The organism is Enterobacter sp. PL_is514, from assembly GCF_055816715.1.
The window spans coordinates 90,492-105,947 of record NZ_JBVPGN010000032.1 but is presented as its reverse complement, the minus strand read 5'-3'; the positions used below and the strand labels follow the sequence as shown (position 1 = coordinate 105,947).

Annotated in this window: 11 protein-coding genes; 4 read left to right on the top strand and 7 right to left on the bottom strand. The window is 57.6% G+C overall.

The window, feature by feature from the left end:
- Positions 1-49: 49 nt before the first annotated feature.
- Entirely contained in the window at positions 50-2,824 is a 2,775-nt protein-coding gene (locus AC0TNG_RS12140) for an autotransporter outer membrane beta-barrel domain-containing protein (protein ID WP_473713230.1), read from the bottom strand.
- A 451-nt stretch (positions 2,825-3,275) separates the two neighbouring features.
- Between AC0TNG_RS12140 and hemB the strand changes: the two genes are divergently transcribed.
- Positions 3,276-4,250 (top strand): porphobilinogen synthase, encoded by a 975-nt coding sequence (gene hemB / locus AC0TNG_RS12135; RefSeq protein WP_024906774.1) that lies wholly within the window; start codon positions 3,276-3,278, stop codon positions 4,248-4,250.
- A gap of 72 nt (positions 4,251-4,322) precedes the next feature.
- Positions 4,323-6,047 (top strand): bifunctional ornithine lipid synthase OlsF, encoded by a 1,725-nt coding sequence (gene olsF / locus AC0TNG_RS12130; protein WP_473713229.1) that lies wholly within the window; start codon positions 4,323-4,325, stop codon positions 6,045-6,047.
- Between the two features lie 69 nt (positions 6,048-6,116).
- Here olsF and tauD read toward each other — a convergent pair whose 3' ends face one another.
- The 6 genes from tauD to mmuP all read right to left on the bottom strand — a co-directional run bounded on the left by tauD (position 6,117) and on the right by mmuP (position 12,061).
- Complete coding sequence (tauD, locus tag AC0TNG_RS12125) at positions 6,117-6,968, bottom strand: taurine dioxygenase (RefSeq protein WP_473713228.1); 852 nt, start codon at positions 6,966-6,968, stop codon at positions 6,117-6,119.
- Complete coding sequence (gene tauC / locus AC0TNG_RS12120; protein WP_024906771.1) at positions 6,965-7,792, bottom strand: taurine ABC transporter permease TauC; 828 nt, start codon at positions 7,790-7,792, stop codon at positions 6,965-6,967. Before tauC ends, tauD begins: the two co-directional genes overlap by 4 nt.
- Positions 7,789-8,556, bottom strand: coding sequence for a taurine ABC transporter ATP-binding subunit (gene tauB, locus AC0TNG_RS12115; protein WP_090418090.1), 768 nt, complete (start codon positions 8,554-8,556; stop codon positions 7,789-7,791). Before tauB ends, tauC begins: the two co-directional genes overlap by 4 nt.
- Before the next feature lie 10 nt (positions 8,557-8,566).
- A complete protein-coding gene (gene tauA / locus AC0TNG_RS12110) occupies positions 8,567-9,529 on the bottom strand; it encodes a taurine ABC transporter substrate-binding protein (protein ID WP_001018397.1) in 963 nt (320 codons plus the stop codon).
- Positions 9,530-9,741: 212 nt separating this feature from the next.
- Positions 9,742-10,674 (bottom strand): homocysteine S-methyltransferase, encoded by a 933-nt coding sequence (gene mmuM, locus AC0TNG_RS12105; protein WP_473713227.1) that lies wholly within the window; start codon positions 10,672-10,674, stop codon positions 9,742-9,744.
- The gene (gene mmuP / locus AC0TNG_RS12100; RefSeq protein WP_473713226.1) at positions 10,661-12,061 is read right to left on the bottom strand and encodes an S-methylmethionine permease; all 1,401 of its coding nucleotides are present in this window, start codon (positions 12,059-12,061) and stop codon (positions 10,661-10,663) included. Before mmuP ends, mmuM begins: the two co-directional genes overlap by 14 nt.
- A 363-nt stretch (positions 12,062-12,424) precedes the next feature.
- Here mmuP and AC0TNG_RS12095 point away from each other — a divergent pair, with 363 nt between their 5' ends.
- Entirely contained in the window at positions 12,425-13,534 is a 1,110-nt protein-coding gene (locus tag AC0TNG_RS12095) for an AI-2E family transporter (RefSeq protein ID WP_024906767.1), read from the top strand.
- A gap of 120 nt (positions 13,535-13,654) precedes the next feature.
- A complete protein-coding gene (locus AC0TNG_RS12090) occupies positions 13,655-15,439 on the top strand; it encodes a GGDEF domain-containing protein (protein ID WP_473713225.1) in 1,785 nt (594 codons plus the stop codon).
- The last annotated feature ends 17 nt before the right edge of the window (positions 15,440-15,456 follow it).

Here is a 15,456-nt window from a genome sequence, read left to right as displayed (position 1 = left end):
ACTTCTGTAAAAAGCGGGGGGAGGTAACGCCTCCCCCCGCTTTTATTTATTACCAGGTATATTTCACACCCAGGTTTGCGCCCCAGTTCTGATCAACGTCGCCGCCGCCCAGATAAGTGGCATCAGTGTAAGCACTGAAGTTCTTCGTGAAGCTGAACTGGGTGCCCAGCCCTACGCGCACAGCGGAGCCTTTCACGCCGTTATCAATGCTGTCACCGTTAATGTCGGCATTGTTATCGGCGTCGTCATAGACCCAGGCCAGTTTGAAGTAAGGCGTCAGAGCCTGATCGCCGCCGTAGTTGAAGGTATAACCCGTATCAATACCAAGTTCATAGCGCAGGCTATCGTAAGATTGCCCATCCATGCGCATGTCATTGCTGAGACGATAATCATCGCCAGACTGGAACAGGCCAGACACGGCTGCGTATGGTGTGACGTAGCCGGACAGGTTTGGTTTCCAGTCATAGCCCAGTTTCAGCCCAAAACCAACTGCGTCATTGGTGGTGTTGCCGTCAACATACTGGCCGTTGCTCATGTTAGCAGAGAGATCGCTGTTGAAGCGGGTGTAGCTCAGGGAGCTGTCGAGGAAAAGATCGTTCATGAACTTCGCAGACGCGTAGATCATCGCCGTCTGGCTGTCCTGATCGACCTGACCGGTACGATCGCTTATATCCCCCTTCGCGAAACCTGCCGCACCACCGACGATCCACTTCGCATTATTACCGTCAATCTGGGTATCCAGACCGACCATAATACCGCTCACGTCCTGATCGTAGCTAAGAACGCCATTGTCGCCGTCGAAGTTACCGCCGAAGTAACTCACCCACGCTCCGCCGCTATCCGCCAGGCCGTGACGGCTGTTGGTCAGACGCGTACCTACGGTATCCTGCTGCAGATTCCAGATGTTGGTGTTGGCAGAAGGGATGCTCAGCGCCATATTGGCGTAGTCGGTCAGCGCTTTCTGCTGGAGGACAACGGCGTCACCCTGCTGCTGCGCCTGGTAGGTGTAGGCACCTAAATCGGCTTTGTTTGCAGCAGTAAAGCTGGCTGCAGTATCCGCGTTATTGTCATAGACGCGAATAATCTCTTTGTTTTTGTAATCGGCGACGGAACCGGCTCCGGTCGCGTTGTCGATACGGACCTTGTAGTTACCGGCGACGTCACCGTTCACTGACAGATGACCATCAGAATTAATCGCCACAACGCCGTAGTCGTAATCGGCATTGTGCTTATCGTTGGTGATATAGCGTGCGTTGTTCAGATCGCTGTTCAGCACGTAATCACGGCTGGCAACGTTCAGCACACCGCCATCGGTCAGTACCATATTGTGCGTATCAACCTGTCCCAGCCCCAGCACCAGCTCTGCACCGTTATCCACCGTGATGGTGTTGGCATACAGATCGGCCGTTTCTTCCGTCAGTGCCGCACGGCTATAGCTGTCCAGATACAGATGGTCGGTGGCCACGCCGCCGCTGTCGCCGATATTCAATGAGGAAGCATTGGTCAGGGTGATGGTATCCGCCAGCAGACCTGAGTTTTCAACATTGACCTGAGACTGGTTGTTGACCGTCAGCGTGTCGATGTTAGACACCTTGCGGGTATCCCACTCGGAACCGTTATCCAGCGTGATGTTAAAGAGACCGCTCTGATACACCGCTTCGCCCGCAACATGTCCGTTGCTGTCATAGGTGGAGTCTGGCCAAATGCTGTTTGGGGACAGAGCGCTCCAGTCTACGTTGCTGTAGCCCAGGCCATACATCTGCGCCGTGCCGATAGCCTCGACGCTCGACTGCGCTGCACCAACCCATTTGCTGCCATTGGTCAGAGTAACGTCCAGCTTATCGGTACCGTCCCAGCCGTTGGTAGTTGGGTTATAGACACCGTCTGCACTGGTATCCGTTGCCGGATCGCCGTTCGGATAGAAGTTGTTGTCGAAGGTACTGGAGAAAAGAATGTCGCCAGTAACGGTGGAGTGATCGAACGTGGCGCTGGTCTGCATCGCGTTATCAGACGCGCTGGCGGCCACAATCAGCGCCGCATCATCTGCCGCTGTCGCGTTGGTTTCACCATAGTCGCTCGGCTTCGCGGTTTGACCGTAGAATCCGCTGGTACCTAAATCGCTGTACGCACCAGAAGTCAGTACCGAATCTTTCACCAGTAGCGTGTCGGTAAAGACGTTGCTGCTGTTGGCTACGCCTTCAACACCGTCGTACGGGGTATTATCCAGCTCCTGATACCCCTGCGTCAGGGTAATACCCGCGACGTGAGAGTTATTCTGGATAACAATATCCGATTCAACATCCAGGGTAATTGCATTGCCCAACCCATAGGTATCAAGATAGTGGGTTTCGGTATTATCGCCATTTACCACATTGTAAGCATAATGCTCATAGGTGTCGTTAATGGTGGAGTGATCAACGGTCAGGCTAAAACGATCGTACTGAGAATGGGTCGTGCCGTCGGTATCTATACCATCAGCACACGAGGTGGTCATACACTCAGAGGTAATCATGCCATTAATGGTACTGTTGGAAATGCTTAATGCATTAGCCCGACCATTGATACCATCATCCAGATAGTATGTTGAAATAATACCATTCACGGTGGATTTATTAATCACCGGATAAATATCACCGTCGTGGGTAACGTCTGAGCAATCCCAGTCGGCATAGCCATAATACCAGGGTGTGGACGCTGTATTATCGTATCCAAAGGTATTATAAGTTGTACCGGAAATATCCTTCGCACTGGCCTGAGAAGCGATAGCCAGGGTGCAGGCTAATGCAAGTTGAGATACAACGAGTTTCTTTTTCCATGTTTGCATTGGGTCATCCCTCCTCAGGGACGTAAGCAAGTTTGTCCATCAATGAATTTGCAACATTTAATTGCGGAGGGAATTATGCAGTTTCATTTCGAAAAGGTTCAATGAATGTTTCCATTAAGTCCGTATCCAGACCAATAACACATCAAAAATAACAAACGCAGGGGTCACTCAAGATAAATATTATAAAAACAAAACGTTAAAATACAGACAAGCGAAGGAGAAATATATAACAAAAAATAATAAATCACTTTTAATGATGCATCCCACTTAATATAGAAACAATACGAATATCTCACCCCCAATCAGTAATATACTAACCAGTATTAAATATTGATGAAATGAAACCTGACCTGCCGCATTTCGCAAAAAGCAAAATGCCCACTTTAGTAAAACACCCGTCTTCACTTTGAGGTACACTAGCCTTCTTTGTTCCACAAACATCAGGCATACCATGACCGATTTAATTGCACGCCCACGCCGCCTGCGCAAGTCACCTGCACTGCGCGCTATGTTTGAAGAGACAACCCTGACCTTAAACGATCTGGTGTTGCCGATTTTTGTCGAAGAAGAGATCGATGACTACAAAGCCATCGAAGCCATGCCGGGCGTCATGCGCATTCCGGAGAAATATCTGGCGCGTGAGATTGAACGCATCGCCAACGCGGGGATCCGCTCGGTGATGACCTTCGGCATCTCACACCATACCGATGCCACCGGCAGCGACGCGTGGAAAGAAGATGGCCTCGTCGCCCGCATGTCCCGCATCTGCAAAGAGACCGTGCCGGAAATGATCGTCATGTCCGATACCTGTTTCTGCGAATACACCTCACACGGCCACTGCGGCGTGCTGTGCGATCACGGCGTGGATAACGATGCCACCCTGCTGAACCTTGGCAAGCAGGCTGTCGTCGCGGCCGCGGCAGGTGCGGACTTCATCGCCCCATCTGCGGCAATGGACGGACAGGTTCAGGCGATTCGTCAGGCGCTGGACGCGGCGGGCTTTACCGACACCGCCATCATGTCTTACTCCACCAAATTCGCCTCCTCCTTCTACGGCCCGTTCCGTGAAGCGGCGGGCACGGCGCTGAAAGGCGATCGTAAAACCTACCAGATGAACCCGCTGAACCGCCGCGAAGCGATTCGTGAATCCCTGCTTGATGAAGCCCAGGGCGCAGACTGCCTGATGGTGAAACCGGCTGGCGCGTACCTTGATATCCTGCGCGACATCCGCGAGCGCACCGAACTGCCGCTGGGTGCTTATCAGGTGAGCGGCGAGTACGCGATGATCAAATTCGCCGCGCTGGCGGGTGCCATTGACGAAGAGAAAGTGGTCCTCGAAAGCCTCGGCGCCATCAAACGCGCAGGCGCGGACCTGATCTTCAGCTACTTCGCGCTGGATCTGGCCGAGAAAAAAATCCTTCGCTAATCTTCACCAAACTGCAATACAACCGACATCTGCTCCTTCTACTGTCTTCGCAAGACGGCAGGAGGAGTAATCATGTTTAGCCTCGATAGCGTTCTCGACGATCTTTGGCCTCAGGCGAGGCCTGCACCCTGGCAAAAAAGTCTGTTAAAAAGACTGTTTTACGAAGACGAATTTCAGCAATTTGCCGCAGCACACCGCCACCTGAAAGGCCTGGATATGGTGGAGCAAGTTCTGGAACACCTTGATATTCTCTGCACCGTTTCCGCCCGCGATCTTGAACAAATCCCCGGACATGGCCCGCTGGTCATTATTGCCAACCACCCGACGGGTACGCTGGACGGGCTGGCGCTGATGTACGCCGTCTCCCGCGTGCGACGCGATGTGAAAGTCGTGACCAACCGGATGCTGACCCACCTTGAGCCCCTCAGCTCGCTGTTTATTCCGGTGGACAATATGGGCGGCAGGACGGCGAAAACATCCCTGGTGCAGATGGAACAGCATCTGCAAAACGCGGGCGTGCTGATCTTCTTCCCGGCCGGAGAAGTTTCCCGCCCTACGCGCAAAGGCATTCGCGACAAAAAGTGGCACTCCGGCTTTATTAAACTCGCCGGCAAGCTGCGCGCCCCGTTGCTGCCGGTGCATATACAGGCGCATAACAGCCTGCTCTTTTATGCCAGCACGCTGGTCTCCCCGACGCTGTCGATGCTGTTGCTGATGCAGCAGATGTTCCGCCGCCGCCACAGCCAGCTGCCGATCAAAATCGGCCAGCAGATTGCGTGGCATCACTGGCACAGCGCCACCCTTTCGTCGCGTGAGATGGCCGAGCAGTGCCGTCAGCACGTGATGCGTCTTGGCAAGGGAGTGCCCGGCGTCTTTAAAACCCAGTGCGCGATTGCCCGTCCGGAAGATCGGGCCACCCTGAAACGCGCGCTGGCGCAGACCGAATGTCTGGGCAAAACCAGCGACGGTAAAACCATCTATCTCTGGCAGCGTAACGGTCAGGAAGACGCTCCGCTGCTGCGCGAGCTGGGCCGCCTGCGCGAGATTGCCTTTCGCGCGGTGGAGGAAGGGAGCGGCAAACGCCGGGACACCGACAGCTACGACGATGATTATCTGCACCTGATCCTGTGGGATGAGGACGATCTGGAGATCGTCGGGGCCTATCGCTTTATGCCGACGGCCATGCAGATCGAAAAGCGCGGCGTTGAGGGGTTGTACAGCTATAGCCTCTTCCACTACGACGACAAAATGCAGGACGTGCTGGAGCACGGTATTGAGCTGGGGCGCAGCTTTATTCAGCCGCGCTACTGGGGGCGCCGCGGCCTGGACTATTTATGGTCCGGCATTGGGGCCTATCTGGCGCGTTATCCGCACTACCGCTACCTGTTTGGCCCGGTCTCCATTTCCGGTGGCTTACCGCCTGCCGCGCGGGATCTGCTGGTCGCCTTTTACCGCCTGTGGTTCCCGGCGACGCATCCGCTTGCCGCCTCGCGCCAGCCGTATCCCGCCTCCCTGCCGGACGTGCTGGCACAGTTTGGCGGCGTGGATTACGTGGACGATCTGACGAAGCTGAAGTCCCTGCTCGGCAATCTTGGCTGCGGTATTCCGCCGCTCTACAAGCAATATTCCGAACTTTGCGAGCCCGGCGGCGTACAGTTTATTGATTTTGGCAGCGACCCGGCGTTCAACAACTGCGTTGACGGGCTGGTGCTGGTGGATTTGTGTTACCTGAAGGCGAACCGCTATCAGCGGTATATTGAGGCGCATTTAATACCCTCACCCCAGCCCTCTCCCTAAAAGGGAGAGGGTGAAAATCGCACCGGGCAGTCCCCTCGCCCCTTTGGGGAGAGGGTTAGGGTGAGGGGATCAAGGAGCACGATAAAACGGCTTATCGCCCAAAATCGTCGCCCGCTGCATAATCCGGCGCTGCGGCAGATAGTCCGCATTGGCATAATGCTGCGTTACGCGGTTATCCCAGATCGCCAGATCGTTCTCCTGCCAGCGCCAGCGCACCTGAAACTCCGGCTTGGTGATATGCGCGAACAGGAATCCCAGCAGCGCCTCACTCTCTTTCTCGGACACGTCCACAATGCGCGTGGTGAACCCTTCGTTTACGAACAGCGCCTGTTTGCCCGTCACCGGATGGGTCCGCACCACCGGGTGCAGCAGCGGAGGATGTTTCGCCACAGCCTCCTGCCAGCGCTGATGTTCCTCTTCCGTTTTACGGTACTTGTACTCCGGGAACGATTTTTTGAAGTCGTGCTCCGCCCGTAGCCCGCTCAGCAGTGTCCGAAGCGGCGCGGAGAGCGCCTCATACGCCGCAATCCCGCTGGCCCACAGCGTATCGCCCCCCGTCTCCGGCAGCCGTTTCGCCGCCAGAATCGCCCCCGCAGGCGGCGTGTCGATAAAGGTCACATCGGTATGCCAGTTATCGTTATCCGGCGGATTATCGTTGTGGGTGTCGAGGACGATAATCTCCTCCACCCCTTCCGCATGCGGATAGACCGGGTGGATATGCAGATCGCCAAAGCGCAGGGCCAGCGCGCGCTGCTGCTGTGGGGTGATCGTCTGCTCGCGCAGGAACACCACCTGATGGCGCAGCACCGCGTGGTACAGCTGCTCGAACTGGTTATCGCTCAGCGGACGGGTCACATCCAGGCCCGACACCTGTGCACCAATATACGGCCCCAGCGGGGTGATGGTCAGACGTTCACTCATTGTATTTCTCCATGCCAGGGCGTCAGACGGCGCTGTAACGCGCGCAGCCCCAGTTCTAATCCGAAGGCGATCGCGGCGATCACCGCGATCCCTGCCAGCACCACGTCAGTCGCCAGGAACTCTCCCGCCGACTGCACCATAAACCCAAGTCCGCGCGTGGCCGCAATCAGCTCCGCCGCCACCAGCGTGGACCAGCCCACGCCAAGGCCGATGCGCAGCCCGGTTAAAATCTCCGGCAGCGCGCCCGGTAAAATCACGAACAGCAGCACCTGCGTACGGTTGGCTCCCAGCGACTGCGCCGCGCGGATCCGCACCTGCTGGGCGCTCTTCACGCCCGCCAGCGCCGACATGGCAACCGGGGCAAAAATCGCCAGATAGATCAGCAGGATTTTTGACGTTTCACCGATGCCGAACCAGATCACCATCAGCGGCAGATAGGCCAGCGGCGGCACCGGGCGGTAAAGCTCAATCAGCGGGTCAAGGATGCCGCGCACCGTCGGGCTTAAGCCCATCGCGATCCCGACCGGTATCCCGATAATCACCGCCGCCAGCAGCGCCACCAGAATGCGCGCCAGGCTGGCACCTAAGTGCTGCCAGAGCGTGGCATCCATAAAGCCCTGCGGCCCGGCGATGGTAATGAGTTTGGCCAGCACCTGTCCCGGCGGGGGCAGAAACAGCGGGCTGACCCACTGCAGGGCAGCAACTGCCCACCACACCGCCAGCAGCACCAGCAGCGTACCGACGCTCAACGTGATTTGACGTGAGAAAGGCCAGCGCAGCGCCAGACGCGTGCGGCGCGTTTTTTCACTGAAGACGATGCTCATGAGAAGGCCTCCCGCTGTTCAAACACGCGACTTAAAACGTATTCACGCTGTTCGATAAACAGCGGATCGGATTTGATGCTGCGCACGGGTTCCCCCGCGACGTAGCGGCGGGCGAATTCCAGCGGCAAGCGCTCCAGCACACGGCCCGGCCCCGGCGAGAGCAGCACCAGCTCGGTGGCCATAAACACCGCCTCTTCGATATCGTGGGTAATCAACAGCACCTGCTTGCCCGTCTCATGCCAAAGGCGCAACAGCAGGGTTTGCATCTGCTCGCGGGTAAAGGCGTCGAGCGCCCCGAACGGCTCGTCCAGCAGCAACAGCTGCGGATTCGCTGCCAGCGCGCGGGCAATCCCGACACGCTGTCGCTGGCCGCCGGAAAGCTGCCAGATATAGCGTTTTTCCGCCCCTTCCAGCCCCACTTTTTTCAGCATCGCCCGCGCCGTTTCCAGCCGCTGTTCACGATTGATGCCCGCAAGCTGCAGCCCAAACGCCACGTTTTCCTGCACGTTGCGCCACGGGAGCAGGCCTTCATTCTGGAAGACCACGCCGCGCTCGGCGCCGGGGCCTTCCACCTTTTTGCCTTCCAGTTGAATGGTGCCATGCTGATAAGGGACAAACCCGGCGATCAGATTCAGCAGCGTGGTTTTTCCGCATCCGGACGGACCCAGCACCACCAGCAGTTCACCGCTGTCCAGCGTCAGGTTGATCTCCTCCAGCGCGGGTTTGCCACCGTAATCAGCAGACAGATTTGTAATATTCAGCATGGCGGACTCCTTATTTCACAAAACGATCGGTCACGTACTGGCTGTAATCCGTCGCTACCGCGGGCACTTTGCCCTGCTCTTTCAGGAAGGTGGCGGTATCAACAATCGCTTTGTTTACCGGCCCGGTCAGCTGCTGCACCTGCTGCGCGGGGGTCAGATAGGTATTGCCCTTCACCAGCCCCGGCACGTCCGCTTCCGGCACGCCGCTCAGGCGGGAGAGTTTTTCCAGGTTGGCGGGCTGCTTCAGCCATTCATCCGGGTTACTGATGTACGGCTGCTGGGCGTCAATCGCGCTTTTCGCGAAGGCTTTCACCACCTCAGGATGTTTCTCGGCGAAGTCTTTACGCACGACCCACACGTCGAGCGTTGGCGCGCCCCACTGTCCCACCTTTTCGGAGTCGGTCAGCACGGTGCCGTCTTTTTCCAGCTCGTTCACGGCCGGTGCCCACACATAGGCCCCGTCTATATCGCCGCGCTGCCAGGCCGCGATAATCGCCGGCGGCTGGAGGTTGATAATTTGTACCTGCCCCGGCTTGATGCCCCAGTGTTTGAGCGCCGCCAGCAGGCTGTAGTGGGTGGTTGAGATAAACGGCACGGCGATGCGTTTGCCGATCAGGTCTTCCGGTTTGGTGATGTTTTTCTTCACCACCAGCGCTTCAGAGTTACCGAGCTGCGAGGCGAGCAGAAACACCTCAATCGGCACCTGCTGGCTGGCCGCGACCGCCAGCGGGCTGGAGCCGATATTGCCGATCTGCACGTCGCCGGAGGCTAACGCACGCACGACGGAGGCCCCGCTGTCGAACTTGCGCCAGTCGACTTTCGCGCCGCTCTCTTTGGCAAAGGTGTTGTCCGCCTGCGCGACTTTCGCCGGTTCCGCAGAAGTTTGATACGCGACGGTGACGTCCACCGCCTGCGCCTGAAATGCCCACAGCGCCAGTGCGCCGAGAAGTGTGATTCGCGATGAAATTGCCATAGTGCCTGCTCCCCTTGTTGTTATGAGGGCAGTATTTCCAACGCGAGAATTTTGATAAAGGAATAAAAATGAATCGCTCATAACGATTCGTTTTTAGATAAAAAGCGGGAAAGGATAGTTGGTTTTGTGCGGTTGTTTTTTTCCCTCTCCCCGTGGGAGAGGGTCAGCGATCCGTAGGCCGGGTAAGGCGCAGCCGCCACCCGGCAAAGCACTCAGCGCTGCGCGTTCAGCTCAGCAATATCCTTCGGCGTGGTCCGACAGCAGCCGCCAATCAGCTTCGCTCCGGCGTCCAGCCACTGGGGCAGATACCCTGCCAGCGTCTCGCACGCTTCACCGTGGTGGTGCCAGGTTTTGGTTACCGCGTCATAATGCTCGCCCGAGTTCGGGTAAACCACCAGCGGCAGCGACGTCAGGCTTTGCAGATGCTTCAGCGCCGCCGTGGTGTTTTCCAGTGCGATGCAGTTAATGCCCAGCGCAACAATGCGCGGAGAGTTTGCCAGCACGCTGACCACGTCACGCAGGGGCGTACCGTCGCTCAGGTGCTCGCTGTCCCGCAGGGTAAAGGAGAACCACGCCCGGGCGCGGGGATATTCAGACAGCAACGCCGCCAGCGCCTTAATCTCCTCAAAGGACGGTAGGGTTTCGCAGGCCAGCAGGTCAGCGCCCGCATCCAGCAGCGCTTCCACGCGCGGGCGGTGGAAGTCGGTGAATGCTTCCGCACTGCGCACGTAGTCGCCGCGATACTCTGAGCCATCCGCCAGATACGCGCCGTACGGCCCAACGGAGCCCGCCACCAGCAGCGTGCCCGCATGCGGATTTTCAGCCAGATACGCTTCGCGCGCCTTACGCGCCAGCTCCACGCTTCTGCCGATCAGCGCCCGGGACTGCGCCTCGTCCAGGCCGCGCGCCGCAAAACCCGCAGGCGTGGCCTGATAGCTGGCGGTGATCGCCACCTGCGCGCCCGCGCGATAGTAATCAAGATGCACTTCGCGGATAAGCTCCGGGTTTTCCATCAGCACTTTGGCAGACCAGAGGCTGTCTGCCAGGTTACAGCCGCGCGCTTCCAGCTCCGTCGCCATCGCGCCATCCAGCACCACAAACGGCTGCTTTTCAAGGAGGGCGGTAAGCGGATTATTCTGCGACATGTTCGGGCTCCTGCGATGTCATATTTCGGGTCAGATAGTAGGCACCATAACACAGGGCGACAAACGGAATCCCGCAATAAAGGGCAATGCGCTGGCTTGGGTCAAACCACAGGCCGACACAGGCCACCACGCAGAGGATAAAACCGAGCACCGGCACCAGCGGATACCACGGCGCGCGGTACTGCAGCGCAGAGAGCGGCTGACCGGACTGCAGATGACGACGACGGAAAACGAAGTGCGACGCGCAGATGCTGATCCAGACGGCCACCACCGCAAAGCCAGAAATCGCCGAGAGCGCGACAAACACCGTGTCCGGTGCCACGACGCTTGAGAATAGCGCCAGCACGCCGCCGAGCATAGAGACCGAGAGCGCCGTCAGCGGCACGCCGTTTTTGTTCACGCGGGCAAAGCAGCGCGGGAGCGTTTTCTCATTAGAGAGCGACCACAGCATGCGCCCGGAGGCGTACAGCCCGGAGTTCGCCGCCGAGAGGATCGCCGTCAAAATCACAAAGTTAAAGATATCCGCCGCGTAAGGAATACCAACCTTTTCGAACACCAGCACGAACGGGCTTTTTTCTACCCCGGCCTGCTGCATCGGGATCAGCGCCGCCAGCACAAACACGGTGCCGATAAAGAAGATAATCAGGCGCGCAATGGTGGTGCGGATCGCGACCGGGATGACCTTGTGCGGATTTTCCGTTTCCCCTGCGGCGATACCGATAAGCTCGGTCCCGGAGAAGGCAAAGTTCACCGCCACCATGGTCATCAGGATCGGCAGGCCGCCGTGCGGGAACCAGCCCTCGGCGGTGATGTTGCTTAAGCCCGGCGCGGGTGAACCGTCCTGCATCGGGATAAAGCCAAAGACCGCCGCGCCGCCAAGAATAATGAAAGCGATGATGGTGATGACTTTCACCAGGGAGAACCAGAACTCGCCTTCCGCAAAGAAGCGCGTTGAGATGACGTTCAGGCCAAAAATCACCACGCAGAAGACCACGCACCACGCCCAGACGGGCACCTGCGGGAACCAGTACTGCATGCAGAACCCGGCGGCGGTAAAGCTCGACCCGAGCGCCACCGTCCAGGTGAGCCAGTAGAGCCACGCCACGGTGTAGCCCGTCGCCAGGCCAAGATAGCGGGCGGCATAGACGTGGAACGCGCCGGTTTCCGGCATCGCCACGGAGAGCTCGCCCAGACATTGCATCACCAGCCAGACCACCAGGGCGCCTATCAGGTACGCCAGCAGCGTGCCCGCCGCCCCGGTCGTGGAAATGATGTAGCCGGTATTGAAGAATAACCCTGTCCCAATCACGCCACCCAGCGAGAGCATAATCAGGTGGCGTGTTTTCATGGTGCGCTTAAGCTGCCCATTTTCTTGTTGTGTTTGCATATTACCTTCTATACGTATGGACATCTAAACATCCAAAGAAGGTGTGTTATACCGCGATTGTTAATAAAAAGCTAGATGACCAGACGCAAACGGGCGCGCCGCGCGCTGAGTCTGGGGTGGGTTGTGAGGATCACATAGAGAATCGGACGCCAGGCCATAAGCACCTCCGCAAGCAGATACTTACAGCATGGTGCGGGAAAAGGCGCTCTTCGGTCAGTCGAAAGTGGTATCCGTAAAGCGCGAAGTCATACCGTAACACTGCCCGCGGGACGGGTAAGGCGCAGCCGCCACCCGATGCAAGGTTGGTAATTCTCACAATCAGTTCTATAGTCGACACAGTTTATGAGTAACCAGGACTGACTGATGCGCTTTAACGGACTGACTAAAGGTTTCTTTATTTTCATTCTCGCCCTTGTGACCTGGGCCTTCTTCGACGTGCTGTCGCCCTACTTCTCCGCGATACTGTGGGCCGCCATTCTGACCGTCATCTTCAACCCGGTAAAAAACAAGCTGCGCGCCGCGCTGGGGGATCGCAACGGGCTGGCCTCGCTGTTGACCATCGGTATTATCTGCCTAATCGTCTTTATCCCGCTGATGGTGATCCTCTCCTCGCTCGCCATTGAGCTGAACGTGGTTTACACCAAACTACAGGAGAACAACACCCAGTTCCCGGAAGTGGTGGCGAGCATCTTCAACCACCTGCCTGACTGGGCCAGCGGCTTCCTCGCGGATCACAACCTGACCAACGCGGCGCAGATCCAGAAAAAACTCTCCGATGTCGCTCTGCAGGGCGGACAGTATCTCGCCGGCAGCGCGTTTCTGATTGGCAAAGGCACGTTTGGCTTTGCGATTAGCTTCGGCATCATGCTGTATCTGCTGTTCTTCCTGCTGAAAGACGGCCCGTATCTGGTGCGCCAGATCCTCGACTCCTTACCGCTGTCTGATTTCGCCAAGCAGCACCTGTTCGCCAAATTCGTTGGCGTATCGCGCGCCACGGTAAAAGGGACGGCGGCAGTGGCCGTGGTTCAGGGCATACTCGGCGGTATTGCGTTTGCTATTGCGGGTATTGACGGCAGCGTGCTCTGGGGCGCATTGATGGCGTTCCTCTCTCTCGTGCCCGCCATCGGCTCGGCGATTGTCTGGGTGCCCGCCGCCATCTTCCTGTTCGCCACGCACCAGATCTGGCAAGGGCTGTTTATTGTCGGCTTCTTCGTGATCGTCGTCGGGCTGGTGGACAATATTCTGCGCCCGCTGCTGGTGGGGAAAGACACCAAAATGCCGGACTACCTGATTCTGATCTCCACCCTCGGCGGCATGGAGCTGTACGGCATTAACGGTTTTGTGATTGGGCCACTCATCGCCGCGCTGTTTATCGCCTGCTGGAACCTCTTCTCAGGGCGCGATCACGAAGGTAACGCCGAAGAGCTGGACCCCGATTTCATCGAAGAAGGAAAAAACCCTCCAGATTTGTAAGGACGTGACGATAAAGACCACACCAGGCGGCGCTGTGCCGCCTTTTTTTTACGCCTTAAATCAAACGTTTTCTATAATTTAAAGAACGCCATCCTACTCATGTCGTAAAAGGATCATCTGGTGCGAATCGCGACGATAACAAACTGGGCCTATGGTGCCACGGTCTGCCTGACCATCGCCTCCGGCATTATCATGCTGTTGGCATCCAATGCTGACACGGCAGAGCGCCAAGCCGTTGAACAGCGACAGCGATTTGATCAGCTCACAGAGGATGTTGAGACAGACGCCTGGGCACAGTCCGATTTAGCACGCCTCTATGTCATCAAAAAAGATCCCCAAACGTTAAAAGAATACAATCAGTCAGAGAATTACCTTAAGAACATTGAAATACGGCTGGAAAAACTGCGGGACAACGGCGCATCGGATGATGAGCTCTCCCTGCTGCGCGAAGGCATAAAAATCATCGATGAGCTGCAGGACGAACAGCAAACCGCCCTCGCCAGCCTTGAACGCGGAGAAGACGCCCAGGCCGTTGCCTTACTCTATGGTCAGCCCTATGAGCAGGAGCTGGATCGCGCGCAGAATCAGATCGATCACTTTCGCCAGATACTGGACAAGCGCGTTATCGGCTCCGTTAAAGATGCGACAAAAAAATCGAAAGCGCTGCGTACCGCCTCTGAGCTGACGGTCGGCCTGACCGCCCTGCTGTTCCTGTTTGTGCTCGGTTTTATATTGAAACGCCGGGTGCTGCGCCCCGTGGTGCGCCTGAGCGACGTGGTGCACCGCCTGGCATCCCAGGATTACGCGGTTGAAGCGCCCAATTTCAACCAGATCGATGAGATAGGCGATATGGCCCAGGCCATCAGCATCTTCCGTGAAAACGGCCTGGCACGACAGCGTTTGGAAAAAGAGCGCGATGCCGACTGGGCCATCCGCGAGCTGCTGGCGCGCATGACCCAGCGGCTGCAGGGGTGTGAGAACTTTAACGATGTGATTAACGTGGCGGAGCTGTTTGCCCCCAATATCGCGCCGGGGATCGCGGGCCGGCTCTACGTCCTTGACCGCGAACCGTGGCAGATGCGCTGCGTCGCGCAGTGGCTTTCGCCGGTTGGTGAAGAGACGACGTTCCATCCGGACGAGTGCTGGGCCGTGCGACGCGGGCAAAGCCACCCGCCGGTAAACGGTGAGCCGGATATTGCCTGCTACCATCTTCCGGCATCCCAGGCGGAAAGCGCGCTTTGCGTGCCGCTTATCGCTCAGGGCGAGGCCATTGGCCTGCTCTCCTTCCAGAATATCACGGCGGACAATGCCCCTTCCCGCGCATATCTGGAGCTGATGGCCGAGGCGCTCGGGCTGGCGCTGGCCAACCAGCGTCTGCGCGACGCGTTGCTGGAAAAAGCGTTGTTTGACCCGCTCACCGGCCTGCGTAATCGTCACCATCTGGAAGATACCCTGCAAACCCAAACGGCACAGGCGATACGCACTGGCGTGCCCTTAAGCTGCATGATGATTGATATCGACCACTTCAAGAGCATTAATGACCGTTTCGGCCATGAAGCGGGCGATCTGGTGATCAAAAGCGTGGCGTCAATTGTTCAGCGGGCCGCACATGACAACGGACTGGCATTCCGCTACGGCGGCGAGGAGTTTCTGGTGCTGCTTTCCGGTGCCGATGAAGCAGAAGCGTACGCCTGCGCGCAGAAGATTTACACCGGCGTGCATGAGCTGTCGCTTCGCTACGGGCTGACCGAGATTGGGCCGGTGGACGTGTCGATTGGGATTGCCAGCTACCCACAGCATGCCCAGACCGACAACCTGTTGCGCGCCGCGGATGTGGCCTTGTACCGGGCGAAAGAGCTGGGCCGCGCGCGGATTGTGAGTTTTGGGATGCTGGAGGCGGGCTGACGCTAATTCTCGCGCCC